The organism is Pedobacter sp. ASV1-7, assembly GCF_040203335.1.
Classification (GTDB): domain Bacteria; phylum Bacteroidota; class Bacteroidia; order Sphingobacteriales; family Sphingobacteriaceae; genus Pedobacter.
The window spans coordinates 58,513-84,164 of the sequence record NZ_JBEHBV010000013.1; the positions used below are offsets into that span (position 1 = coordinate 58,513).

Annotated in this window: 25 protein-coding genes; 12 read left to right on the forward strand and 13 right to left on the reverse strand. The window is 35.3% G+C overall.

Annotated features, from left to right (window positions below; genetic code table 11):
- The first annotated feature begins 24 nt into the window (after nucleotides 1-24).
- Both aroQ and ABDJ41_RS22475 read left to right on the forward strand, forming a co-directional pair.
- Nucleotides 25-444: a type II 3-dehydroquinate dehydratase gene (gene aroQ / locus ABDJ41_RS22470; protein WP_349788402.1), complete on the forward strand. Its 420-nt coding sequence runs from the start codon at nucleotides 25-27 to the stop codon at nucleotides 442-444.
- A gap of 5 nt (nucleotides 445-449) precedes the next feature.
- Nucleotides 450-1,415, forward strand: coding sequence for a M20/M25/M40 family metallo-hydrolase (locus ABDJ41_RS22475; protein ID WP_349788403.1), 966 nt, complete (start codon nucleotides 450-452; stop codon nucleotides 1,413-1,415).
- Here ABDJ41_RS22475 and ABDJ41_RS22480 read toward each other — a convergent pair.
- A complete protein-coding gene (locus tag ABDJ41_RS22480) occupies nucleotides 1,412-2,428 on the reverse strand; it encodes a glycosyltransferase family 2 protein (protein ID WP_349788404.1) in 1,017 nt (338 codons plus the stop codon). The genes ABDJ41_RS22475 and ABDJ41_RS22480 overlap by 4 nt on opposite strands.
- Nucleotides 2,428-3,309: a lysophospholipid acyltransferase family protein gene (locus ABDJ41_RS22485; RefSeq protein WP_349788405.1), complete on the reverse strand. Its 882-nt coding sequence runs from the start codon at nucleotides 3,307-3,309 to the stop codon at nucleotides 2,428-2,430. Before ABDJ41_RS22485 ends, ABDJ41_RS22480 begins: the two co-directional genes overlap by 1 nt.
- Before the next feature lie 37 nt (nucleotides 3,310-3,346).
- Here ABDJ41_RS22485 and ABDJ41_RS22490 point away from each other — a divergent pair, with 37 nt between their 5' ends.
- From ABDJ41_RS22490 to mgtE, 3 genes are read left to right on the forward strand one after another with little or no spacing between them, the layout of a single operon-like run.
- Nucleotides 3,347-3,958 carry a WbqC family protein gene (locus ABDJ41_RS22490; protein ID WP_349788406.1) on the forward strand — a complete coding sequence of 204 codons (612 nt, stop codon included), beginning with the start codon at nucleotides 3,347-3,349 and terminating at the stop codon, nucleotides 3,956-3,958.
- Nucleotides 3,959-3,961: 3 nt separating this feature from the next.
- A complete protein-coding gene (gene corA / locus ABDJ41_RS22495; protein WP_349788407.1) occupies nucleotides 3,962-5,080 on the forward strand; it encodes a magnesium/cobalt transporter CorA in 1,119 nt (372 codons plus the stop codon).
- Between the two features lie 28 nt (nucleotides 5,081-5,108).
- A complete protein-coding gene (gene mgtE, locus ABDJ41_RS22500) occupies nucleotides 5,109-6,458 on the forward strand; it encodes a magnesium transporter (protein WP_349788408.1) in 1,350 nt (449 codons plus the stop codon).
- Between the two features lie 13 nt (nucleotides 6,459-6,471).
- On the opposite strand, the gene ABDJ41_RS22505 is transcribed toward mgtE, so the two are convergent.
- From ABDJ41_RS22505 to hemF, 6 genes are all read right to left on the reverse strand, one after another.
- The gene (locus tag ABDJ41_RS22505) at nucleotides 6,472-6,882 is read right to left on the reverse strand and encodes an organic hydroperoxide resistance protein (protein WP_349788409.1); all 411 of its coding nucleotides are present in this window, start codon (nucleotides 6,880-6,882) and stop codon (nucleotides 6,472-6,474) included.
- 61 nt (nucleotides 6,883-6,943) lie between these two features.
- Nucleotides 6,944-9,103 carry an FUSC family protein gene (locus ABDJ41_RS22510; RefSeq protein ID WP_349788410.1) on the reverse strand — a complete coding sequence of 720 codons (2,160 nt, stop codon included), beginning with the start codon at nucleotides 9,101-9,103 and terminating at the stop codon, nucleotides 6,944-6,946.
- A gap of 236 nt (nucleotides 9,104-9,339) precedes the next feature.
- Complete coding sequence (locus ABDJ41_RS22515; RefSeq protein ID WP_349788411.1) at nucleotides 9,340-10,488, reverse strand: tetratricopeptide repeat protein; 1,149 nt, start codon at nucleotides 10,486-10,488, stop codon at nucleotides 9,340-9,342.
- An 86-nt stretch (nucleotides 10,489-10,574) separates the two neighbouring features.
- The gene (locus tag ABDJ41_RS22520; protein WP_349788412.1) at nucleotides 10,575-11,651 is read right to left on the reverse strand and encodes a tetratricopeptide repeat protein; all 1,077 of its coding nucleotides are present in this window, start codon (nucleotides 11,649-11,651) and stop codon (nucleotides 10,575-10,577) included.
- Nucleotides 11,652-11,737: 86 nt separating this feature from the next.
- Entirely contained in the window at nucleotides 11,738-14,329 is a 2,592-nt protein-coding gene (gene gyrA, locus ABDJ41_RS22525; RefSeq protein WP_349788413.1) for a DNA gyrase subunit A, read from the reverse strand.
- Nucleotides 14,330-14,459: 130 nt separating this feature from the next.
- Nucleotides 14,460-15,356: an oxygen-dependent coproporphyrinogen oxidase gene (gene hemF / locus ABDJ41_RS22530; protein WP_349788449.1), complete on the reverse strand. Its 897-nt coding sequence runs from the start codon at nucleotides 15,354-15,356 to the stop codon at nucleotides 14,460-14,462.
- 190 nt (nucleotides 15,357-15,546) lie between these two features.
- Between hemF and ABDJ41_RS22535 the strand changes: the two genes are divergently transcribed.
- Nucleotides 15,547-16,524, forward strand: coding sequence for a glycosyltransferase family 10 domain-containing protein (locus ABDJ41_RS22535; RefSeq protein ID WP_349788414.1), 978 nt, complete (start codon nucleotides 15,547-15,549; stop codon nucleotides 16,522-16,524).
- Between the two features lie 30 nt (nucleotides 16,525-16,554).
- Here ABDJ41_RS22535 and ABDJ41_RS22540 read toward each other — a convergent pair whose 3' ends face one another.
- Nucleotides 16,555-16,758, reverse strand: a complete 204-nt coding sequence (locus ABDJ41_RS22540) for a coproporphyrinogen III oxidase (RefSeq protein WP_349788415.1) — start codon at nucleotides 16,756-16,758, stop codon at nucleotides 16,555-16,557.
- 153 nt (nucleotides 16,759-16,911) lie between these two features.
- Between ABDJ41_RS22540 and ABDJ41_RS22545 the strand changes: the two genes are divergently transcribed.
- The 4 genes from ABDJ41_RS22545 to ABDJ41_RS22560 all read left to right on the forward strand — a co-directional run bounded on the left by ABDJ41_RS22545 (nucleotide 16,912) and on the right by ABDJ41_RS22560 (nucleotide 20,689).
- Nucleotides 16,912-17,397 (forward strand): DUF4442 domain-containing protein, encoded by a 486-nt coding sequence (locus ABDJ41_RS22545; protein ID WP_349788416.1) that lies wholly within the window; start codon nucleotides 16,912-16,914, stop codon nucleotides 17,395-17,397.
- 20 nt (nucleotides 17,398-17,417) lie between these two features.
- Nucleotides 17,418-18,041: an AlbA family DNA-binding domain-containing protein gene (locus tag ABDJ41_RS22550; RefSeq protein WP_349788417.1), complete on the forward strand. Its 624-nt coding sequence runs from the start codon at nucleotides 17,418-17,420 to the stop codon at nucleotides 18,039-18,041.
- 127 nt (nucleotides 18,042-18,168) lie between these two features.
- On the forward strand, nucleotides 18,169-19,530 hold the full coding sequence (locus ABDJ41_RS22555; RefSeq protein WP_349788418.1) for an MATE family efflux transporter: 1,362 nt from the start codon (nucleotides 18,169-18,171) through the stop codon (nucleotides 19,528-19,530).
- Nucleotides 19,531-19,750: 220 nt separating this feature from the next.
- The gene (locus ABDJ41_RS22560; protein ID WP_349788419.1) at nucleotides 19,751-20,689 is read left to right on the forward strand and encodes a sulfite exporter TauE/SafE family protein; all 939 of its coding nucleotides are present in this window, start codon (nucleotides 19,751-19,753) and stop codon (nucleotides 20,687-20,689) included.
- Between the two features lie 7 nt (nucleotides 20,690-20,696).
- On the opposite strand, the gene ABDJ41_RS22565 is transcribed toward ABDJ41_RS22560, so the two are convergent.
- The 3 genes from ABDJ41_RS22565 to ABDJ41_RS22575 all read right to left on the reverse strand — a co-directional run bounded on the left by ABDJ41_RS22565 (nucleotide 20,697) and on the right by ABDJ41_RS22575 (nucleotide 22,120).
- The gene (locus ABDJ41_RS22565) at nucleotides 20,697-20,894 is read right to left on the reverse strand and encodes a hypothetical protein (RefSeq protein WP_349788420.1); all 198 of its coding nucleotides are present in this window, start codon (nucleotides 20,892-20,894) and stop codon (nucleotides 20,697-20,699) included.
- A 36-nt stretch (nucleotides 20,895-20,930) separates the two neighbouring features.
- Nucleotides 20,931-21,512 carry a DUF4833 domain-containing protein gene (locus tag ABDJ41_RS22570; protein ID WP_349788421.1) on the reverse strand — a complete coding sequence of 194 codons (582 nt, stop codon included), beginning with the start codon at nucleotides 21,510-21,512 and terminating at the stop codon, nucleotides 20,931-20,933.
- Nucleotides 21,513-21,607: 95 nt separating this feature from the next.
- Nucleotides 21,608-22,120, reverse strand: coding sequence for a DinB family protein (locus ABDJ41_RS22575; protein ID WP_349788422.1), 513 nt, complete (start codon nucleotides 22,118-22,120; stop codon nucleotides 21,608-21,610).
- A gap of 418 nt (nucleotides 22,121-22,538) precedes the next feature.
- Between ABDJ41_RS22575 and ABDJ41_RS22580 the strand changes: the two genes are divergently transcribed.
- Nucleotides 22,539-23,093, forward strand: coding sequence for an RNA polymerase sigma-70 factor (locus ABDJ41_RS22580; RefSeq protein WP_349788423.1), 555 nt, complete (start codon nucleotides 22,539-22,541; stop codon nucleotides 23,091-23,093).
- Here the strand turns inward: ABDJ41_RS22580 and ABDJ41_RS22585 are convergent.
- Nucleotides 23,090-24,319 (reverse strand): exo-beta-N-acetylmuramidase NamZ family protein, encoded by a 1,230-nt coding sequence (locus ABDJ41_RS22585; protein ID WP_349788425.1) that lies wholly within the window; start codon nucleotides 24,317-24,319, stop codon nucleotides 23,090-23,092. The genes ABDJ41_RS22580 and ABDJ41_RS22585 overlap by 4 nt on opposite strands.
- Before the next feature lie 128 nt (nucleotides 24,320-24,447).
- Here ABDJ41_RS22585 and ABDJ41_RS22590 point away from each other — a divergent pair, with 128 nt between their 5' ends.
- Nucleotides 24,448-25,602 (forward strand): FecR family protein, encoded by a 1,155-nt coding sequence (locus ABDJ41_RS22590; protein ID WP_349788426.1) that lies wholly within the window; start codon nucleotides 24,448-24,450, stop codon nucleotides 25,600-25,602.
- Nucleotides 25,603-25,652: the final 50 nt, after the last annotated feature.

Here is a 25,652-nt window from a genome sequence, read left to right on the forward strand (position 1 = left end):
ATTTTTTATTCTAAGTTTGACTGGATGAAGATACAAATTATTAATGGCCCAAATTTAAACCTTTTAGGTGTTCGTGAACCAGGTATTTACGGAAATCAAGGTTTTGATACTTATATAAATGAACTGCGCGACATGTATAGTATTATTGAAATTGATTATTTCCAGAGCAATGTAGAAGGCGAGCTGATCAATAAACTACATGAAGTTGGTTTTAGTTACGATGGTATTGTCATTAATGCAGGTGGTTACACGCATACTTCTGTAGCTATAGCTGATGCTATTGCCGCAATAAAGACTCCGGTTATTGAAGTCCATATCTCAAACATATATGCCAGAGAAGAATACAGACATGTATCGCTGACAGGGAAAAACTGTAAAGGTGTACTTACTGGTTTTGGTATGGATGGTTACAGACTGGCCATTGAAAGCTTGCTAAAAGGTTAAATAACGTGAATATTAAAACCTGTTTTCTTACTGTTGTATGCGCCACGTTAAGTTTCGGTGCATTCGCTCAATCAGAGGTGACAGAAAAAGAGATTGCTGAGCATATTTCTTTCCTGGCATCACCAAAGATGGCAGGTCGTTTTCCAGGAACAAAAGAGAATAGGAAAGTAGTAAATTACTTAATTAAAAACTTTAAGCAAGCAGGCATAAAACCTTATGGTAAAAATTATACCCAGGAATTTAATGCTAAGATAAGAGTGAAGAAGGGATTAGACACCCCAGTTGTAACCACACAAAATGTAATTGGTTTTATTGAGGGATCTGATCCTGAATTAAAGCATGAGTTTATTGCATTGGGAGCACATTACGATCATTTAGGTATGGGTGGTCCTTCATCTAAAAAGCCGGATACGGTAGGAATTCACCTCGGTGCCGATGACAATGCAAGTGGCACAGCAGCATTACTGGAAATAGCTGAACGTCTGGCTGCTCATAAAAAGGACTTGAAACGCAGCATACTCTTTATTGCTTTTGGCGCTGAAGAACAAGGTCTGTTAGGCTCTAAGTATTTTGTTAATCATCCTGTAATTCCCTTATCATCTATAAAATTAATGATGAATATGGATATGGTAGGGAGAATGAATGCGGAGAAGCAGCTTTACATGGGCGGTGCTGCATCTTTTAATGGTGGGATGGAGCTGATGAAGGGATTAGGCCCTGAATCAGGAATTAACCCTGTTGTCATCGCTTATGATGTAGGTGGTTCCGACCACGTTTCATTTTATAAGAAAAACATTTCCGTCCTGGGCTTTCATACAGGCGGACACCCTCAATATCATACTCCTGAGGACGACTTTGCACATATCAATGTAGCAGGAGAGAAGCTGGTTTGCGATTACATATACAAGGCTATTCTTAGTGTGGCAAACAAAAATGAAACAATCTTCTTTGTTCCTGAAAAAAAGAATTAAGGTAGCTGACTAAAAAATCTGATCTTCTTGATAAAATAAGCCCATACAATACTGGATGGATATTGACCAGTATGTTTTAAAAAATCAATTTGCTTAGCTGTTCTCTTTTTTCCGTTTCTGGACAGGTTTTGCAGAAAATGATAATGTGCTTTATTAATTGCCCAGGCAAAATCTGATTTCCCTTGTAATAAGAAATGTATCCAGGCGATAAAATCGAGGCTCATTCTTATAAATATTCTTGAATAGGCATCATTTAAAGGAAGGTTCTTTTGCATGATAACCAGATTGTTCTTAAAATTAAGATAGGTTTTATAAGGATTATTAGCATTCAATGTTCCACCTCCAACATGGTAAACTTCTGCTTTCGGACAATAAATAACTTTGTATCCCAGGTTTTTTAATCGCCAGCATAGATCAATCTCTTCCATATGAGCAAAGAAATCAGGGTCAAGTCCGCCAACTTCTTTCCAGCATTTGCTTCTTACAAATAATGCCGCACCACTAGCCCAGAAAATCTCTCTTTGATCTTCGTATTGATTGGTATCGATCTCTACCGTATCAAATAAACGGCCCCTGCAAAAAGGGAAGCCATGTAAATCTAAATAACCACCAGCAGCACCTGCATATTCAAACTGACTCTTGTTTTTCTGCCATTTGATTTTTGGTTGAGCCACAGCTATATTACTGTCGACTTCCATAGCATCAATAACAGGTTGAATCCAGTTCTCCGGAACCTCAACATCAGAGTTCAGCAACACATAATAATCGGCTTCAACCTGATCTAAAACCTTACCATAACCTTCAGCAAAGCCATAATTATGGTCATTTACAATAATACGTACTTGCGGATAATTGGCTTTCAGGAAAGCGACAGAATCATCTGTGGAATTGTTGTCTCCAACAATAAGCTGCAAATTAGGATATACCGATTTGATCACGCCCGGCATAAACTGCTCTAGCAATGCCTTTCCATTCCAATTTAATATTACTACTGCTACACTTGGTATTGTCATTATCCTGCGTCCATCTGTTTATGTTTCCAACGTTTATGACTCCAAAGCCAAAAAGCCGGTTCTTCTTTCAAAAATTTTTCCAGCATTGCAAATTGCATATCTGTAATCTGATGCCCTTCAGTTGCTTTGGGTTCAAGGCATAAGGGGATGCAATCTACCTCATAATAGCCTCTTTTTACAACTTTAGCCTGGAAATAAAATATCGGTCTGTTGGTTTGTATTGCAATTTTCTCTAATCCCAGCAATACAGGCGTATTCTGGTTCATGAAGTTAATCCAATAACGGGAATCACTTCCTCCAGGTGTCTGATCACCTGCAAAACAAAACATCGTAGCTTCATTCCTGGTTCCTGCGAGCGCCCTTACGGTTTGTCGCATCGGAATAAAATGATTACCGAAACGAGTTCTTATTTTATAGAACCAATCATCAAAATGCTCATTATTTAATGGTTTATAAATCACATATTCTGGTTTGGACAGTTCTGCACCCAATGCCAGCATACATAATTCCCAGTTCCCATAATGTCCTGTACAAGCCAAAACACTTTCATCTCTATCAAAATAAGCTTCTACTAAATGTAGATTCGTAAATTTTACTCTTCGCTTAAGTTCAGCTCTGGAAATAGAATTCATTTTTATGACTTCAACAACGAGGTCATTGAAATATCTGAAGAACTGTTTTTCAATTTTAATAATCTCTGCAGGCGTTTTATCTGGGAAGGACTTAGTCAGGTTATCACGTACCACCTGTTTACGGTACTGGAATATATGATACACCAGATAATACCCTATTGTAGAAATGAAATAGAGTACCGAAAGCGGCAATAAGGACAAAAAGTTCAAAAAACCTATTCCTATATAAGAAAAGCCTTTTTTTATCATTAATTTGGCGAATTGAGATGCAAACATAAAATATCAGATGCAAAGTTCAGCTATATTCCCTCTTTTTTATCTTCCACCTGTAGGTTATTTCTCTGGTCTGAAAGACTTTGATTATAATTTTTTATTAGAGAAAGAAGAACATTTCCCTAAACAAACCTATAGAAACCGGACAAGGATATATTCACCAAACGGACATTTAGATTTAATTATACCAGTAATAAAGGGTTCTAAAGTACATACAAAGATCAAAGATGTTAAAATCAGTAATGACTTTAACTGGCAACGCTTACATTGGAAGAGCTTTGAAAGCTGCTATAGAAATGCCGCTTACTTTGAATTTTATGAAGATGAATTTTCACATTTTTATCATACAAAATTTGAATATTTATTTGATTACAATCAGCAACTTTTAGAATGGCTATTCAAACAATTGAAAAAGGAACCTACGATTGGTTACACAAGTGAATATATAAAAGAGATTGATCCGGCACTGGATTTCAGAAGTAAAATACATTTTAAACACCCTGTAAATGAGGCAGATTTTAAACCTTATTTCCAGGTCTTTGATGATCGGGAAGGCTTTAAACCAAACTTAAGTATTGTAGATCTGTTATTTAATCAAGGTCCGCAAACTAAATCATATCTATGATGTATGGCTAAACCAGCAAAACAAAAGCGCAAACGTAAACGATATTCCTTACCGGAAGCCGGGTCCAGTCCAGGTGTAGTTTATATTGATAAAAATGCACTGGAACCTGTTATCATGTTTCATAGCTATAATGACCATCATTATGCAGTGAAACAGCTTGATAATATCGAGAACCTATCAAGAATCCTGAGCAATCATGAATTCAACTATTGGATAGAAATCAAAGGCTTTGGTTCTCTTGCCATGTTTGAAACGCTAAGTAATGATTTTGGCATCAGTAAGCTGGTTTTAGAAGACATTACCCGAACTTATCAGCGTCCAAAGCTGGAAGAGTACGGAAAATATGATTTTGCTGTGAGTAGAATGCTTCATTTTGATGAGCAAAAGAACCTTGAAAATGAACAAGTCTCCTTTATATTGATGGAGAATGCACTTTTTACTTTACAAGAAGGTTACGATGATTGTCTGCAGCCAGTTAGAAATCGTTTGAAAGTAGGAAAGGGGAACATCAGAATTGCCGGAAGCAGCTATTTGATGTATGCTTTAATGGATATCATTATTGATACTTATTTTCAAATACTGGGTTCATGGGGTGATGAACTGGATTTGATTGAAGACCGGTTGTTTGACAAACCAGATAAGAATGTAATGTTTGACACACAACTAGTTAAGAGAAATCTTATCAACGTAAGGAGGGTGGTATGGCCTGAACGTGATAAATTAAATGATATGTTAAGGAGTGATAGCCTGCTGATTCCTAATCAGACAAAAATGTATATCAGGGATGCCTATGATCATTGTATACAAATCATAGATATTGTAGAATCATTAAAGGAGATTTCTGCAAGTAATATAGATATGTACCTCTCTATTATCAGCAACAGAATGAATGAGATTATGAAGGTCCTGACAATCATTTCTTCAATTTTTATTCCTCTGACCTTTATTGCTGGAATTTATGGGATGAACTTCTCCTTTACTGATCCTGTAACGGGTAAGGTACTACCGCAAAATATGCCTGAGCTTTATAATGAACATGGGTATTTATATACGATGATAGTCATGGGAGGGATTGCACTCGCACAAATCATATATTTCTGGCGTAAGGGATGGTTTAAATAGGACTGATTATTGTTACCTTTATTGCCTCATGCAATCTTTCGAATTAGATAAGACAGATGTATCCAGAATTAAGCAAGCCTTAAGTGCTGATGACGAACAGCTGAAGGTAATTCTGGCGGAGTACCATGCTTCAGAAATCGCGATCTTATTTGCTAATCTGAACAAAGATGAGAAGCAAAGAATTATTAATTTGCTGGATGTAGAAACTGCTTCTGAGGTAATAGCAGAAATGCATGAGGAATCACACCCCGAAGAACTTTTACTGCAGCTACATCCTGATAAACGTACAGAAATTGTTGAAGAGCTGGATTATGATGATGCTACAGACATCATTTCGCAGCTGGAAGAGCATGAGCAAAAAGAAATCCTTGCCGAGCTTAATGAAGATGATGCATCAAACATCAGGAACCTTTTAAGTTATCACGAAAAAACAGCTGGTGGATTGATGAATACGGAGTTTATCCGAATTAATCTAAACTTAGCTAAAAAAGATGCTATAGAAGAGATCATCCGGCAAAGTGAGGAAATTGAAGAGTTCTATACCATCTTCGTTGTAAATGACGATAACGTATTTCAAGGAATTGTATCACTAAAGGATATCATTAAGGCTAAAGGAAATGTACAGATAACAGAATTGGTAAAGGCTGAAGTAGCCTGGGTTTATCCGGATACAGATCAGGAAGAAGTAGCCCGACTAATTTCACAATATAACATCACGAGTATTCCTGTATTAGACAAAGAGTTAAAATTACTGGGACGTGTTACATTTGATGATGTAATAGACGTTTTAGAGGATGAAAATACGGAAGATATCTTAAAGATTTCTGGGGTCTCTGAAGATGAGGAATTGAGCGGTAACTGGATTGAAGCAGTAAAATCACGTTTACCATGGTTGATCCTAAATCTTGGGACTGCATTCCTGGCCTCATCAGTAGTCAGGCATTTTGATGACACCATCAAGTTAATGGCTGTTTTGCCCGCTTACATGACTATTATTGCTGGCATGGGAGGAAATGCCGCGACCCAGGCACTCGCTGTAACAGTTAGAAGGATTTCCTTGTATGATTTAAGTGACAGACAGGCTTACAGAACGGTTTTAAAAGAATTTACTGTAGGTTTGATTAATGGAGCATGTACAGGTGCAATCGTATTTTTATTTGCACTTTATTTTGATTCTAATCCATTGTTAGGGATAGTGATATTTTTAGCAATGACAGGCAATTTAGTAATTGCAGGTATTACAGGTGCCGGTATTCCATTAGCATTAAAAAGAGTAGGAATTGATCCGGCTATAGCTTCTTCAATAATTATTACAACGTTTACCGATGTCTTTGGATTTTTATTCTTGCTCGGACTTGCAAGTAAGCTTTTACTATAATAAGTAACAGCTATTAAATAGCTGTTACTCTTGTTTCAATATTTCCTTTTGTTGCCTTAGAATAAGGACAAGCATGATTAGCTTTATCGGCCAATTTCTGTGCCTCTTCCGTACTGATGCCAGGAATATGTACATCCAGGTCTGCAGATAATAGGAATGCATTTCCATCTTTATTAAATGAAACATGAACGTCTACCGTTGCTTCCGAAACATCTACACCCTCACGTTCTGCAATTGAACCCAATGCACCTAAATAGCAAGGCCCCCATGCAGCAGCAAACAGTTGCTCCGGATTTGTAGCGCCTCCTTGTCCGCCCATTTCCCTTGGCTTTCTAAGATCAAATTCTATTGTTCCGTCACTTGATTTGATATGACCATTTCGGCCACCTTTTGCCGTAACGGTGGCTGTATACAATTTCTCCATAATATCTTGTTGTTTTTTACTCTATATACAACAGAAAAAAATCAATTATAGTTTTATCTATTTATATTTTGATTTTCTCAGAAAGCTTGAAGATATCATAAGCTACTTTTTGAATCAGATCTATCTGTTCACTAATAATTACCTCATCAGTTTGGTCAGTGTTCTGATTTTCTATATTCTGTCTGATCAACGGTACATTGCTTGTTGTACCCTTATTGGCTTCTAAATTCTCTATCGCAAGGTTCAAAAGATAGTTAGTGTTCTGAACTACCGGCTTAAGGCTCTCGAAATTTGCAACCACAAAAGCGTGTTCCTTTTTATATAAAGAAAGTGTAGCAATATAAGAGGAGAGGTGATGGTTCAAAGTTGTAAACTGGTGCAATTCTTTCATCATCAACTGTTTACTCTTAGGTTCTGAGAACATACGCTGAAAAAGCGAAGCAAGATTAGCAGTAGTTACATAAACTTCCTTACGGGCTACCTTATAATTAGTCATGTTATATACTTCATCTACATACAGCAAAACCACTTCTTCAAAATACTTCATATTGGCTTTTAAAGTATCCAACATAGCTTCTTTCAGTTTCTTGTGTTCCCAATTTGGAAAAAGCGAATAGCTAGCGAGCAAAGCAATACCTGATCCAATTAATGTATCATAAATTCTTTCCCTTGCTATAGATAAGCTACCCATCCCTAAAAAGTCAAAAAGTACCAGGATATAAGGCGTCATGAAAAGTACACTTACAACGTAATTCTTACGTTGAAAGCTATAGGCACCAATCATACAAAACAACAGGATGATAAATAAAGTATTTTTATCCTGTACATAAACCAGAATTCCCATCCCAATAAATGCACCAACTACTGTCCCAATAATCCTTTCGTAATTTCGCTGTTTGGTTAAACTAAAACCAGGTTTAGAAATCACTAAAATTGTAAGTAATATCCAGTAACTATGTGAGAAATTTAAAGATTTTGCAACTACAAAGCCAATGAGCATAACAATTGCTACACGTAATGAATGTCGGAATGTAGAAGAACTGAATGTCAGGTTCTCATAAAATAAGCCACGATCCAGACTTTGCTTTGTTACAAACTTATCTACTTCAATCTCACGAGCTTTTAAATTCTTCTTTTCCTTTTTATTAAAGTAACTATTGATCGTTTTTACACGGGAAAGTATATTTTCTATATTAACTTCAATATTCTTTAAAGCTATGATCCCTAAGGTGCTGTATTTCCCGTCTGTATTATTCTGTTCTAACTCAGCAATTGCACGCTTTAATTTTTCAACATCTTCCATCAATGAAGTTGGGAGGTTGGGAACGCTGCCCGTTTTCAAGGCGAAAGCAATATCATCCAATTCATCTGCTATTTTTATGATAATGGATTCATAATTTCTCAGGATACCAGAATCATCAAATTGATCATGTAATTGCTTGTAATTATAATAGGTAGACATTACTTGTTCGAAAAGATCGACCATATCTACAAAAACAAGCAGCAGAAAACGACCTTCAGGAGTAGATTCACGGATGATCTCCCGGGTTTTGAACATCACTTCTCTAACGGCATCTTGTTTTTCATGCACCAATACCTGAAGTTGCAGCAAATCAGCATAGTTATCATCATAATCAATATTTTTATGATAAAATCTAGCTTTAGCTCTTAAAAAAAGACTTACTTCATGTATAGAGTCGCTTAATGTCTGTTGTACAATACGAAAGGGGCGGATTCTATAGAAAAAATAGCTGAGTAGGGTATACCAGATGCTGCCGAAAAGGAGTAGGGCAGATGAAAAGAGAACTTCTTTCCAGGGCCTGATATCGTCAATACTCAATACCATAATCAGTAAGGCCGCAGTTCCAACAGAAGCTGCTCTGGTGCCATACAAAAAAAGCATGGAGAAAATGAAGCTGAAAAACACAAGCAACACAGCTGTAAAGTAAACGTTACTATTGGTCAATCCAACTACAATAAAAATAATCGTAATCAATGCAGTCGTAATCAACATTGCATTTCTGCGATGAACAATTGGCCCCGGAGAATCTACAACACTAACACATAAAGCACCTAAAGATAATGTCATCCCATATTGCAACAAACCAAATTGTGCCATAATCAGTGACGGACAAAGAACGCCTAATGTAATACGCAAACCATCAGCAAAATAAGTACTTAATAAAAAATCATGTATATTTCTGATGGGGCGATTAAACATATTGCAAATTTATAAACAATGCATATCAATTACTTGACCATTTTGATTAGTAATATCAGCATTTTTTAGGCTTGTTTAAGGCAAAAAGACAAAATAATTTATAAATGATTAAAGGGCTGAATAGGGAGTTCCAAAATTATTACTTAACATAATATTAATTATATAACATGTAATATATAGAAATTTTAAGCATTTAATATACTGATTTAAATATAAGAAAGGAATATTTACAGACTTTAAAACTCTTCGAGTTTACTCTTAAGTTCCTGAACTTTATCCAGTCTTTGCTTACGTGTGTAAATATCAATCAGCAACTGTACTGTTGCTTTGTCGTTCTGATTGATTTCGTGAGCTTGCAATAATGCAATTTCAGCACGGTTTATATACGAAGAAAATTTTGGAGCATTCTGACTACTTCCAGATTTAAGCGACTCATTGGCTGAACTTATATAAACGAGTCCTAATTGATACAAAGCATCAAAATAATTCTCATCAATTCCTAAGGCTTTATTATATGCAAGTTCTGCTGTACTGTTATTTGCTTTGTGCTGTTGTAAATAGCCATACAGAAAATATAGTAATTTATTATTCGATTCAACTTTGATTGTTGACTCAATAACTTTTAATGCTTCCGTATATTTTTCATTATCCAATAACAGATTGATATAATCATTTGTTAAAAATACATTGTACGGATTTACCTTAATACCATCTTCAAGTGTTTTTATAGCTAAATCATGTTCAAACTTAGAACTATAAATATTTGCCATATTCTGAAAAACTACCGGGTTTTTAATCCCATTTTCTTTAGCTCTTTTAAAATAAACCAATGCTTTATCGTAAGCTTGTATATTTTGTGCTGCTAATGCTGCATTAATTGCCAGCGAAGTATCTTTTGGTAAAAAATCGCTTACTTCTTTAAGTAAATCAAATGCTGCTGCATAATCCCCTTTTGAATAGGCGCTACTCCCCTTTCTCTGTTTCCTGATATTTACATTGTATGATGAAGCAGCAATCAAACGGTAATTTGCCTGAAATTTATCAAGACGGTTGGCAGAATCAATTGCCTGTAATGCAAGGCTATAATACTTGTCAGCATTGCCTTCATCGGTATCAATAATAGAAACATATGAGGCCAGGTATGCCTTTAAAGCCCATGTTTCAGGCCACCTCTTAGTCTTTTTGTCATTCTGTGCTGCCTCAGCAGCTTTGATCCCCTCTCCTAATACCGTAAGTTGTTTTTTAGCATCTTGCTTGGCATTTATAGCAACCTGCAATTTACCAACACTGTTCCTTGCAATTTGAAGCTGGCTTTTTTGGGCAAGAACAACATTACAACTTACAGAAACTAAAAACAAACTAGAAAAAAAGGATATCTTACTCATAGAAAAGGTGTGTTACTGATACAAACTTATAAAAAAAAAAGAGGGATAAAAATTACCCCTCTTTTTCTTTAAGACTTCTTACAAAATTATTGCTTAATAGCGTCTAATCTCTTTTTCATATCTTCATAGTTAGGCGTATCGTTCTTAAACATATAAATAATTTTAAGATTCTCCAATGCGCTAACATTCTTAGGATCTATTTCTAAAGCTTTTTTGAAATAAGGCACAGACTCATCAATAAACTTGTTCATTTGTGCAGTCATTGCATCAAACTCCTTCTTCTTTTTCACATCCAAAGCATTTCTTTTGTTTTGGATAGCTAACGCTTGCTTATAATAGGTTTCACCCATTAAATACTGATAAACAGCATTTTTAGGATCTTTAGCAATTAATTTTTTAAGCATCTCCTGTGATTTGCTAATATCACCGCTTTTAATATAAAGGTCAGTCTCTAACCCAATGAAATAAGAATCTTCAGGATATTTAACAGCAGCCTCCTGGATTAATTTTAATCCGGCAACACTATCTTTTAACTTATCCATAGTAATGTTGATCATTTCAGAATACAACGCCTTAGATTCTGGATAGTTCAGCTCAGTTGCTTTTTTGAAGTTCTTGATTACCTCAGGGTAATTTTGAATTTCTTTAGCAGTAACACCTGCATTTACATACATTGATGTATCATTAGGGTTTTTAGCTATAATTTCCTTGAAAGCTTCTAATGCAGTTTTGAAGTCTTTTTTTCTATAAGCATAAATAGCTCTGTTTCTTACTGCATTCTCAACATTTGTTTTTGCTTGTGCAATGTTTTCTTTTTCAGCACCTTTTTTGTCAAGTTCTTCTGCTTTTGTAATTGCTTCATCAGCAATCTTCTGTTTAGCTTTCGCATTATTAAGATTCACTGAATCGATCAGTGCAATCCTTGAAGCAAATAATGCTCTGTAAACCCATGCTTCAGCCATTACCTTAGACTTTTCATTAGCAATTGCCAAATCAGTACGAGCTAATCCGCCATTAAGCGTCTTTAAGTCAGTAGCAAGAGATTTACCTGATGTAATGCCCAAAAGGTTCCAGGTCTTTTTCGCCTCATTGATTTCACTTTTCTGAGCGCTTGCAAATGAGGCAACACCTGCAAACATTATACTTAGAAGTACTTTTTTCATTGTTTTACATTTTTATTTTTTAATAATAATGATTCATTAGAGCCTGAAATTTCTTAATCAGGTCAATAATGAATCATTAAATCTATTTATCCTTCCTCAGATTCTTCATTATCTTCCTCAGGTCCATCTGTTTCAGTAGTATCGTCAATAGGTTCATCTTCTACCTCACCTGCTGATTCACCATCTACAACCACATGACTTTCAGTCTCTTCAACTTCTTCGTCTTCATGTTCAATTCTTGCTACAGAAGCAATTTCATCATTACCTTTCAGATTAATTAAACGTACACCTTGAGTTGCACGTCCCATCACTCTTAATTCAGCAACAACAATTCTGATAACAATACCAGATCTGTTAATGATCATCAAGTCATCTGCGTCCGTTACGTTTTTAATAGCAACAAGGCTTCCGGTTTTCTCCGTAATATTTATCGTTTTTACCCCTTTACCACCTCTATTTGTCACACGGTAATCTTCGATATCAGTACGTTTACCGTAACCTTTTTCTGAAACTACCAAAACAGTTGCTCCTGGATCATCAACAGCAATCATGCCAACTACTTCATCATTCTCATGTGCAAGTGTTACGCCGCGTACACCAGTAGCTGTTCTGCCCATTGGCCTAACTTTCTCTTCGTTAAAGCGAATCGCCCTTCCAGAACGTAAAGCCATAACAATTTCACTTGAACCAGTAGTTAAATTAGCTTCTAAAAGCTGATCGCCCTCATTAATGTTAATAGCATTGATACCGTTTACCCTAGGCCTCGAATAAGCTTCCAAAGAAGTTTTCTTAATCGTTCCCTTTTTGGTACACATAATGATGTAATTGTTTTCAAGATATTCCTGATCTTTCAGATTTTTAACCTTAATAAAGGCCTTGATTTTATCATCCTTAGGAATATTAATGATATTCTGAATAGCTCTTCCTTTACTTAGTCTTGAACCTTCTGGGATTTCATAAACCCTTAACCAGAAACAACGTCCTCCCTCTGTAAAGAACAACATATAGTTATGATTAGAAGCAATCAATAAGTGTTCAATAAAGTCTTCACTTCTTGAATCACTACCTTTTGATCCCTTACCACCCCTACCTTGAGTACGGTATTCTGTAGCTGGAGTACGTTTAATATAACCTTCATGAGATATAGTAATTACTACTTCTTCATCCTCAATAAAGTCTTCCATACTCATGTCTTCTGCCGAATGAACAATAGTTGTTCTACGTTCATCTCCATACTTCTCTTTCATTTCGGTCAACTCGTCTTTGATGATCTGCATACGCAAGCCTTCATCAGCTAAGATAGATTTTAAGTACTCGATAGTTTTCATTAACTCATTGTACTCATCTTTAATCTTATCACGTTCCAGACCTGTTAACCTACGAAGGGTCATATCGAGAATGGCTCTTGCCTGAACATCAGACAAACCAAATTTCTCCATTAATCCTGTTCTCGCATCCTCTGGAGTATCAGAGCTACGGATTAACTTGATAACCTCATCAAGATGATCTAGCGCAATCAGTAATCCTTCTAATATATGTGCACGTTTTTCAGCTTCAGCAAGTTCAAATTTAGTTCTGCGGATAACCACCTCGTGTCTGTGCTCTACGAAATAATGAATCAAATCTTTTAGATTCAATAATTGCGGTCTGCCTTTAACCAGTGCAATGTTATTTACACTGAATGAGGTTTGTAATGCAGTTTGTTTAAACAGGTTATTTAAAACGATAGAAGCATTTGCATCACGTTTAATTTCATAAACGATACGAATACCATCTTTGTTAGACTCGTCTTTAATATTTGAAATACCTTCAATTTTCTTTTCGCCAACCAGTTCAGCAGTACGCTCAATCATCATGGCCTTATTTACCTGATAAGGTATTTCAGTAACGATGATCGTTTCGCGGTCCTTATGTGATTCGATTTCAGCTTTAGCACGCATAACTATACGGCCTCTTCCAGTTTCAAAAGCTTCCTGAACCCCATTGTAACCATAAATGATTGCTCCTGTAGGGAAATCAGGTGCTTTAATATGCTTCATCAACTCTGCTACAGTGATTTCTCTGTTGTCGATATAAGCTATAGTTCCATTGATGGTTTCAGTGATGTTATGCGGAGGCATATTTGTAGCCATACCTACAGCAATACCAGATGAACCGTTAATAATTAAGTTTGGAACTTTTGAAGGAAGCACTGTAGGCTCCTGCAATGAATCATCAAAGTTTAGTTGAAAATCAACTGTGTCTTTATTGATGTCAGCAAGCATATCTTCAGCGATCTTCTGGAAGCGTGCTTCCGTATAACGCATTGCTGCTGGTGAGTCACCATCAATAGAACCATAGTTACCCTGTCCTTCTACCATTAAATAACGTAAGCTCCATTCCTGAGCCATCCTTACCATGGTATTGTATACAGATGAGTCACCATGTGGGTGGTACTTACCTAGTACCTCACCAACAATACGTGCTGATTTTTTATATGGTTTATTGTTTGCTAAGCCTAGATCAAGCATCCCGTACAACACACGGCGGTGTACCGGTTTTAATCCATCACGTACATCAGGGAGAGCCCTTGATACGATAACCGACATCGAATAATCGATGTAAGCGGATCTCATTTGCTCGTCAATATCGATTCTAATTACTTTGTCGTTTTCTTGATTTTCTAAATCTTCTGCCATAAATATTAATGTTCCTTAAGAACGATTTAAATTGTGGTATTGTTATAACCTTGCGAATCTAATAAAAAATGCGCCATTAAGGCGCATTGTGGAAAAATTTTAACCTATAAATACGGGTTGATTCTGGCCGTTATGCCCATGTAATTCCCTTTTTAAGTTTACTTAGGGTATAAGCCTCTTGACTACCAGAAGCTGGCTGATGGTTATAGGTCCATTTTGCCATTGGAGGAAGGCTCATTAAAATCGATTCTATTCTACCATTTGTTTCTAAACCAAATTTTGTTCCTGCATCATACACCAAATTGAACTCTGCATACCGACTTCTACGCAAATATTGCCATTCTTGGTCTTGCGGAGTAAAATCCTGATCGCGATTTCTATCAATCAATTCAGTATATGCAGGAATGAATGTGTTACCTACTGCTTTTGAAAACTCCAGAAGTTTATCGAAAGTCAATCCAGTATTCTCCGGCTTAAGTCTGTCGTAAAAAATTCCTCCTACTCCTCTTGTTTCTTCACGATGTTTGATATAAAAATACTCATCCGCATTACTCTTAAATTTCGGATAAAATGATGTATCAAATTCATCACAGGTTTGCTTTAAAAGGTGATGGAAAAACCTGGCATCTGTATCAATAATATAATGAGGTGTTAAATCTATCCCACCACCAACCCAACGGGTATCTTCATCCATTTCAAAATACCTGATATTCATATGTATAATTGGGACAAATGGATTTGATGGATGCATTACGATTGAAACACCTGTTGCAAAAAATTCATCATTTTCGACTTTAAAAGCTTTTTTTACAGCATCTGGTAGTTTTCCGTGTACAGCTGAAAAGTTTACACCACCTTTTTCAATTACATCCCCATGTTGCATGATCCGGGTTCTGCCGCCACCGCCGCCTTCCCGGTTCCATATCTCCTCTTCAAACTTTGCCTTTCCATCAGCCAGTTCCAAACTGCCGCAAATCTCATCTTGAATTTTTTGATAGGCTGCTACTACTTGATCTCTAAAAACCATTTTAATTAAAACTAAGCTCAAAGTTAACTTTATTAAAAAGCGATATCACCTAAAATTACAGATAGTACATTGTTTTGACACTAATATTCCATAATTCTGACTGTCCTATTGTAACAGTCATACATCGCCATAAATTCCTCGTATTTTTATATTTATCGCTATGTTTGCGGCTAGATAAAAATTGCAATCAATGAATTTAAAAAAGATTTTAATCAATCTGGGACTGTATAAACCATCTGTTAAATACAAATATCAGCCAGATAAAAATCACATTGAAGTTCTTAATTTTTGGTCACCCGACCCAAAGAATACTTGGCAATATCAGTTTTTAGAACAAAACTTCTCTAACCTGATTACTGCAGATAACTCTGTCTTAATCAGCACCGTATTCGGACCGAAAAAAGCCATAGAATTAAGTGAAAGCAAGGTAAAAGTATTTTACACTGGAGAAAATGTAAGTCGTTTTCCCGAGTACAAGGATCAATGTAAAGGAATTGTAGATGTAGCGATTGGTTTTGATTACCATGATGATGATCAATATCAACGTTTTCCTCTATGGTTAGAGTATTTTTTTCCTCAAACTTCAACCAGAACATCAATCCAGAAATTGATTTCTCAATTTGTCATAAAGGATATTTGCGATAATACCAATAAACAATTCACTTCTTTAGTCAGCAATCATGATAAAGGTAATATCAGAAAAGTATTATTTGATAGTCTAAGTAAAATTGGCCAGGTAGATAGCGGCGGAAAATTCTTAAACAACACACAATCTCTAAAAGATAAATTTGGAGATGATAAACGACAGTTTATTGGACATTACAAATTTAACATCTGTCCTGAAAATTCAAATCGTGAGGGCTATGTAACCGAAAAATTATTTGAAGCTATCAGATGTAATACCATTCCAATATATTGGGGAAGCAACAACAATCCTGAACCTCATGTGCTTAATAAGGAATCTATTTTGTTTTATAATGGTCCTGAAAGCTTACCCACTCTTCAAAAAACCGTTGAAGAATTGCATAACAACCATAAACTCTATACTGAGTTTTTAAATCAGGAGAAGTTTAAACCACATGCAGAAGAATACATTGCTGAGATGTTTGAGGGGTTATATGCAAAAATTCATAAAGCCTTAAGTAGAGCACAACAAAGACTGTATTAATACAGTCTTTGTTGTGCTGCCCCATCATCATTACATTGTTGGTGGCATCTTTGTAGTATCAGGCGGCATAGTTTTCATAGTATCCGGATTTATAGTGGTATCCATTGGAACAGCTATAGTTGTATCAATCTTAGTGCTGTCTGAAGAACCGGAAACATTTTTCGTCGAGTTGCATGCTGAAAATGCCAGACTAAACATGCTGACAGTTGCAAGACTTAAAATTAACTTTTTCATACGGTTTCTATTTTATATTCAAGTGTTTAACAAAAAATCTTGTTAAGTGTTTTATTTTTTAAAATCAATGAAATTTTAATTTTAACTGAAAAATTACTTTTCGTTGTCCACAGAAATTTTTAAGTTCAATAATCTTTCTGATATTTAAACACCATGGTTGTATCTGAAAAAACCCTGAAATGGGCATTGTGCTTTTACCCTCCTTTATTGTTTCAGCGAATATGGGTGCGGAAATTCCATAAAGGATTTCGAGGTGTAGATGTAAAAATTGCCAAGAGCCTGTTCAATAAAAACTACAACGGTTCTATTTTTGGTGGTACTATTTATGCAGCAACAGATCCATTTTATGCTCTTTTGTTTGATCAGTTGTTACAAAGGAAAGGCTTTAAAGTACGCGTTTGGTTAAAAAGTGCCTCCATTCAATATTTGAAACCAGGAAGGGGAAGTTTGTATTTCACCATAAAAGTATCTGATGAAATGTTAGAAGAAGCAATAGATACACTGAAAACAAATGGTAAATTCATCAAAGCCTATCCAATGGAAATTACAAATACGGAAGGAGAAATATGTGCAACTGTAATGAATGAAGTTTACATCAGAAATTTACATAAAGGAGAAGAGCCCCGCATTGCTTATTAATATTTTTAACGCTTATAACCATGAATATCAGGAAACTAATTTTACAAGGCGAAAGTACTACTCTTGATTTTAAGAAGACCATTACCAGTAATGAGAAAATTGCAAAGAGCCTGGTTGCTTTTGCAAATAATCAAGGCGGACAACTCTTAATTGGCGTTGCAGATGACGGTAGTATAAAGGGGGTCAAATCTGAAGATGAGGAACGTTATATGATTACAAAATCAGCTCATCAATTCTGCAAGCCAGCTATTGAACCGGAATTTGAAGAAGTATATGTTGATGATAAACTGGTGCTGGTCGTAAATATTCCAGCAAGCGAAACAAAACCCCATTATGCACTCGATGAGAATAAGAAATGGTGGGTATACTATCGAGTTAAAGATAAAAGTCTTCTTGCAAGTAAGATTATAGTAGATGTAATCAAGAAAAACAATAGCAATACAGGAGTATTGATTTCATATACTGAACAAGAGAAAAAACTATTTGAATACCTGGCAGAGAAAGGAAGGATTACACTTAAAGAATTTAGTAAAATCACGCGAAGTTCATACAGACAGGCACAGAAGATTCTGGTAAGCATGATTATCAGTGGCCTGATTAGGCCACATTCGTCCGAAAAAGAAGAATATTTCACAACAAATTAACTGCAACTGTCATCCGAGATTCATTTCATAAATGTCAATAACAGTTTAAACGTTTTAAACCATGATTCCATAATAAGTTACAATCTGGAGTATTTAAAACAGGTGAAAAAATGCGACTTTTGCCAAAATGTTGACAAATTTATACGCAAAATACAAACCTTTTTACGCTGACAACTTACGTTTAGCCTTACCCATTGTTGTTTCCCAACTTGGACATACGCTAGTGCATTTAGCTGATAGTATTATTGTTGGTCATTTTGCAGGAACCATACAACTCGCAGCTGTATCTCTTGTTAACAGCTTATTTATGTTGGTCTTGGTTCTTGGATTGGGAATTTCTTATGGTTTAACCCCTTTAATTGCTCAGGAAAATGGACGTAAAAATTACTATGAATGTGGTAAGCTGTTGTCAAACAGCCTTGTTATAAATATCATTACATCAATTATACTTTATATTTTTGTTCATTTTGGGACCTTATTGGCTATAGACCATATCGGGCAATCACCCGAAGTAGTTGCCTATGCAAAGCCTTATCTGGGATACCTGGCAATCTCTATTCTTCCTTTAATGATCTTTCAAACTTTTAAGCAATTTGCCGAAGGACTTGGATTTACTAAACAAGCTATGTTTGTTTCTATATGGGGCAACCTGCTTAATATAATATTGGGTATCATATTTGTAAAAGGGATGTTTGGAATTGCACCTATGGGTGTAAAAGGTGTTGGTTTAAGTACATTGATTGACCGCTCGTTAATGGCTATAGCTATGTCTACTTATGTCCTTCGTTCTAAATATTTTAAAGAATATACTAAAAGTTTCCGTATAGGCTTAATTGATAAAGTCAGGACTCTTAAAATTGCTAAGATTGGTACGCCAGTAGCTTTGCAGTATTCCTTTGAAATTAGTGCCTTTAGTGGCGCAGCGATATTAATCGGAACCATTGGTGCTATTGAACAGGCGGCACATCAGGTAGCTATAAACCTAGCTTCGGTAACTTATATGATGGCTAGTGGTATTGCTTCTGCAGCAACCATTAAAACAGGAAACAACTTTGGCAAGAAGCATTTCTCAGACCTTCGGAAATCGGCAATAGCTAGTTATCATGTAACTCTTCTATTTATGACAGTTACTGCATTGCTATTTATATTGGCGAATAATTTCCTCCCTTATATTTATACTGAAGATACAGCTGTAATTACGATTGCTGCTCAACTACTTATCATTGCTGGATTCTTCCAGCTTTTTGACGGAACACAAGTTGTAGGTCTTGGAGTTTTAAGAGGTATTGGTGACGTTAATATCCCTACTTTGATTACATTTATTGCATATTGGATAATTGGTATTCCACTTGGATATGTGTTGGGAATTCAGTTAGGATTTGGTGTAAATGGCATTTGGTACGGTTTAACATTCGGATTGCTTACCGCCTCTACCCTATTGTTTTTCAGGTTTCAAAATAAGACAAAAGTACTTATAGAAAAAGCCTAATTCTAAAACAAGTTTAAGCTACTTGTTTCTTTACAAAATTATTTCAAAGCTAAAATTAGCTTTAAGAGTATGTAAGTAAGGTTTTTAAAATTAAATCTACCTATTTTATAGATTTAATTTTGATTATTAAAAAAGTTAAATTAATATTGTCGACTGAATCAGTAGACAATATTAATAACTGCCTCGGCCAATATTCCACAGACGGATTACTTACGAAATAATGAATATACAAGAAAACGAAATAAAGCTTCCAGTTCAGCGTAAAACTCAAGAGAAAAAATGGAAACAAATTGCTTATCTATGCCTGTTAGTTCTTGCTACTTTATTTGGTGGGTATGCAGTTTATAGCTATGTAAGTTACGACTCTCTGGTTTCTTTAGGTCAGGAAATCCATGCGCAAATGGATGATAAGTTTTATTGGATGTTGGCTATTGGCTTCTTTGCGCAACTGGTTGATGGTGCTTTAGGAATGGGTTATGGTGTAGTATCTACTACTCTTATGTTATCAGGCGGTTTAAATCCTGCTGTAATTTCAGGGAGCATACATACAGCTGAAATGTTTTCAAGTGGTGCTTCAGGTTTTAGCCATTACCGATTTGGTAATGTAAATAAGAAGCTATTTAAAACACTATTGATACCAGGTGTTTTAGGTGCGATAACTGGAGCATTATTATTATTTTATGCAGGTGATGCATTTTCGCAGTGGATCAGACCAGTTATATCAGTCTACACATTATTACTGGGTATTAAAATTCTAAGTAATGCTTTTAAAGGAAAACCTAAACTCCAGAAAGTAAAGCGTGCAGGTTGGTTAGCTGGTGCAGGTGGCTTTCTGGATTCGTTTGGTGGTGGTGGTTGGGGACCATTAGTAACCTCAACGCTTATTGCAAAAGGTCGTACTCCTAAATATGTAATTGGCTCTGTTAGCTTAACCGAATTCTTCGTTACTATGGCAAGTGCTGTTACTTTCTTCTTCCTTTTAGGAGTAAGTCACTGGCAATCCATACTTGGTTTAATTGTAGGAGGCGTTATAGCAGCTCCAATAGCAGCCCGTTTGGTAGGTAGATTACCAATCAAGAAAATGTTTATAGGTGTTGCAGTAATTGTAATACTATCTAGCCTACGCATCATTTGGATGTCAGTAGCCCAAATAATTTAAAATGTTGTTAGCTGTTATTTAAGTGTTCTAAATAGTCTAAGCCTTCAGGTGTAATAGAAGCAGAATGCTGTACCCTATGTCTATCTATTTTTATTAACCCCATGCTCTCCAGTTCTTCGTATTCTTCTTCCATCCCACCGAGTATTGAAGAACTGATTTGCTGATCTATTATTTCCAGTAATGATTTAATTGCTTCTTTTTCCATGACTTTAAATATTAGGTTATTTAAAGATAGTAAAAATTAGACTTTAATTCTTTCTGTAATTTTGGCTTTATTAGCTGTGTTAGTACCTTTCAGCTCTACATATTTAACATTTGGCAACCAGAATGAGCCACCTTCAATTCTAAGAAATATCCTGTCGAGCTGAATTTTCTTATTATTTACAGTAACATACACATGATATTTCTTATCATCAGCCGATTTCATCAAATACATTGGTAGCTTTTTATGAGATACAAATCTTAATTCATATTCGTCATCACCAATTGCTTTAGTTTGGATTCCATAAGCAAATTTACGTTGTATATAATTTAATTCCTCTCGTTCTCCTTTATTACCATACCTAAGCCAATACACTTTTATAGGTTCATTCTTATGTGGAACTCCATCATTATCTACGTTAAGTTCACAAATAATAGTATTAGTATTGGGGTCTCTTTGCAAATAGAAAAGCTGATTGGCAATGCCAGTTGGTGTAGGAAATTTCAGCGGAGAGGGATTGCCTGTTTCTACACCTTGCGCATTTACAATTTCACTAAATGATAAAGCGATGAAAAGCCAGAAAAATAAAAGTAAACGGGGATTAGGCTTTGCTAATTTCATGTATGTATTTTTAGAATGCAAATTTACCTCAAAACCTTTTATCTACTCCATTACAGACTTTATTTTACATAAAATCGATAGTTTTTTACAGCTTATTAACTTGATGAATAGTGTTGTTTTATTTTTTTTAATTGGTGGGCATGTCGTTTGGTGTGATAAACTACAAAATAAACTGCTTCAAGACGAGTTAAACGACCATAAACTGGTAATTCAAAGGCCAGACAAGTTGATTCAAGTTCCAAATCTGTAATTGCCCTAGTTATATCTTCTCTTATTTTTTCTAAAGACATCAATAAACGTTCTTTATCATAAATCTTGAACTTGGGATAAATGAAGTCTGGCGAGGTCATCTTAAAATTAAAATTGAGAAAGTCTGTTTTAATCCGATCTATCATTTGATCAGATGCTCTTACTGTTTCTTCAACAGGACCATTTAATACTTCCCCAAAACCAGAATTTGCCATAATGATATGATGTGCAACTTGTCCTGGAGTCCAACTTCCTTTAAAAGGTACAGAGTTGAGTTGATTCTCATCAAATGATGAAAGCAAAGATTGAAATTCACCAATCGTATCTTTTAATTCTTTGACTATTCCTTTTTTGTTCATGGCTTACGAGATTAAGTATAATAAAGAATGTTATGTATCTAATAATTAACAATAAAATTACATAGAATTAATTTACAAAAAAGGCTAAAAAGCGTCAAAAAAAAGGGTTATTTGCGACAATTATTGATTTAATGTCATAAATATGAAATTTCAATAGTGTATCATGTACACTATATACAAAATGTGTGTATATTTGCCCTATTAAAAATGAACAACACTTCTACCCAGAACACTAATCAGTTCTAGTAGAATTAAAGAGAAAACCCGTTCATACAGGTTTATATTTGGTTAGAATAGAGGAGAGCTTGGATGAGTCGCCTCTTTCTTTTTTTATAGACCTTTTGTAATCTGAAATTTATTATCTATAATTTGTATTATTGTAATAACATACAAGGATTCCTGATTCCCAACAGAGATTATGAGAAATATTAATGCCAGTAATCATGCTTTAATTACACCAGAAACAGTATTTAATCAAAATTATGGCAGTCTTTGTTACTTTGCATTTCAATTAGTTACTGACAAATCTATTGCTGAAGATTTGGTTCAGGATGCATTTGTAGCTTATTGGAGCAACAAAGAAAATGTATCAACTCATCCCCTCGCCATTAAAGACTTCCTTTATACTGCAGTTCGAAATTCCTGTCTTAACCTGATCCGTAGAAAAAAAGTTCTGGAACGCTATCTTAATTCAAGAACTGAGACAGACTTCTCAGAAGAAAAAATTGTGCATAAAATTATTGAATCAGAGCTTATTGAGAAGTTGTACCAGGCAATTAACACCTTACCTGATGGTTGTAAAAAAGTGTTTAAATTAGGTTATCTAGAAGGTTTAAGTAATACTAAAATTGCTGAAACACTAAATATTAGCGTAAATACTGTCCGTGCTCAAAAACAACGTGGATTAAAAGCTTTAAAAACGAGACTTGACTATGAATCATTCGCCATTTTTATGGCTGTTTTCTTTAATTAATCAGGATATATAAGATACTTTTTTCGTATAGCCTTAAACTTCTGTAATCCTGGCTCCCAGCTTTTTCTGATATCTGCTTCTGAAACTCCTGCTATGATCTGTTTTCTTAATTGATCAGTACCTATACGCAGATCAAAAGCTGATATATCCTGGTTCTGCCTTCCCGGAGTAAAGAAATTTGCTTTATCCGGATAAGCGTTATACAATTCAATTAACCAAGATAAATCGATTTTCCGGCTCTTACGAAGCTTGTTAATATCATAATTGCGAAGATCCAAACCATAACAAACAGCATCCTTATGACGTGGATTTTCACTCATTCCAGGGATACTTATTGGTTTGTATGAAAATGAATATTTGCCTTTCAATGCGGGTGCTCCCAATATAGTAAATGGCATATGAGTTCCCCTGCCTTCATTGATAGCCGTTCCTTCAAACATACATAAGCTTGGGAAAAGCATCACAGCTTGCTGAGTATTCAAATTCGGTGAGGGATGTATTGGTAATACATAAGGCATGTCACGACCATAGTTGGCAACTTTTATTATATTTATTTTGCACTGCTTTTTAAGGTACCCTTCACCATTAAGGTATTGCGCAAATTCGCCTATAGTCATACCGTGGGTCATAGGCGTATAATGGATTCCAATAGCAGATTTATACTTATCTTCAGTCATTACCGGTCCATCTACCACATATCCATTTGGGTTTGGTCTATCAAGAATTAACAGTTCTTTGTTGTTTTCTGCACAAGCATCCATTACATACTCCAGGGTATTGATATTAGTGTAATAGCGACAGCCTACGTCCTGAAGATCAAAAACCATGATATCGATATCTGCCAGCTGTTTTTTTGTTGGTTTCTCGTTCCTCCCATACAAAGAGATAATTGGAAGGCCAGTTTTAGCATCTTTCTCATCGGCCACAACAGCTCCATTACTGGCATTGCCTCTAAAACCATGCTCAGGTCCAAATACTTTTACAATTTTAATTCCAAGACTCATTAAACTATCTACGCTGCTTTTATTGCCGATTATGGAGCTCTGATTTACCACCATACCAATCCGTTTTCCTTTTAGATATGGCAAATATTTTTCGGTTTGGTCGGCACCTGTAGTAATTCCACGTTTATTGGACTTAGTTTGTTTTGACGATTTAATTTGTGCTGTACAAATATTACTGATCATCAAAAGTGTTAGAATGAGTATAGAATTAAATCGCATCATTTTTTAGAAGGTTTATGATTTCTATATTATTGTTAAGTAACTAAGAACTTAAGTTAATTAATATTTTTTACATCTTCTTGTAGTCTTTTTTCTGGCTGAGTGTTTCTTCATACTAAAACCGAACAGAAATGACCCCCAACCAAGATCATTATTATATTGCTGAACTGCTAACCAAATACTTCAACGAAGATATTAGTGATGATGAGAGTGAAATCTTAAAAAATTGGGTAGCAAAGAGTGAAACCAATCAAAACTTCTTCAATCAGCTTAAAGGTGATGAAACCATTCAGTCCGGAGTTGACTTTTTAGCTAACCTGGATTATAAAGAAGGATGGAAATCAGTAAAGAGAAAAAGGCGTAATCTAGGATTTAAAAAACTTATCCCCTACCTCAGTACTGCTGCAGTGCTCATTATCTGCGTAGGCGCAGGTCTTTATTTCTTTAAATCTTACTCCACGAAAGAGCATATTAAAAAAGTAAGCATCACTCCTATCTCTAACGATTTTTTACCTGCGTCAAGTACTGCTCAACTTGAATTGTCTGACGGAAGAATTATAGATCTTAATAAACAGTCATTTGAAATTGCTGAAACAAATGGCATTAATATAAGTGGCAGAAATGGCGAGTTGATTTATAACAGTACTGTACAAATTAATAACTTAATATACAATACTATTGTAGTACCTAAAAAAGGTTTTTTTAAACTTACACTTTCCGACGGTACAAAGGTTTGGTTAAACTCATATACACGGCTTTATTACCCTGTTAGCTTTGGGAAACAACAAAGAAATATCAAATTAACTGGCGAGGCTTACTTTGAAGTTAAGAAAGATCCAACGCGTCCATTTATTGTGGAGGTGTCAGGAAAGAACATACAGGTTTTGGGTACAAAGTTTAATGTAAATGCCTATCAGCCTATAGCAAAAACGACCTTGCTGGAAGGAAGTGTTAAAATAGCCATCAACCATAAATCAAAGATGCTAACACCCGGACAGGAAGCCCTATTTTCTAAAGATGAAATTGCAATAAGGCTTGCTGATACACAAAAGGTAATGGCATGGAAAAATGGTGAATTCTTCTTTAGAAAGGATGGTATAAAAGAAATAATGGACGAAGTTTCGAGATGGTATGATGTCGAAATTCTATACAATGGCGATAATTATGGAAAAGAGTTTTCTGGAAGCTTAAGCAGATCATTAACCCTACCACAAGTCCTGGAAATGCTTCACTTTTTAAGTGGTCATAAATTTAAACTAACTGGAAGAACAGTAACTGTATCTTAAAAATCAACTTAATAATTTAACCAAATAAAACCGAAAACTATGAACAAAGA